At 52.0% G+C, this 279-nt stretch carries 1 protein-coding gene; it reads left to right on the plus strand.

Annotated features, from left to right (window positions below; all coding sequences use genetic code 11):
• Positions 1–45 precede the first annotated feature (45 nt).
• Positions 46–279: alanine--tRNA ligase-related protein (locus SAZ04_RS21900; protein WP_332699654.1), on the plus strand; the 234-nt coding region annotated here is incomplete at its 3' end.

A 279-nucleotide genomic window follows, 5' to 3' on the forward strand; every position in this document is an offset into this window, starting at 1 on the left:
GACTTTTTCCATAGTAAGGGACATCAGGTAGTTGCCAGCAGCTCCCTGGTACCCCATAACGACCCAACTTTGTTGTTTACCAACGCCGGGATGAACCAGTTCAAGGATGTGTTCCTTGGGCTCGACAAGCGTAATTATTCCCGCGCTACCACTTCCCAACGCTGCGTGCGTGCGGGTGGTAAACACAACGACCTGGAAAACGTCGGTTACACCGCGCGTCACCATACCTTCTTCGAAATGCTGGGCAACTTCAGCTTCGGCGACTATTTCAAACACGAT

The organism is Halalkalibacter lacteus (assembly GCF_036663595.1).
Classification (GTDB): Bacteria; Bacillota; Bacilli; order Bacillales; family Bacillaceae_D; genus Halalkalibacter; species Halalkalibacter lacteus.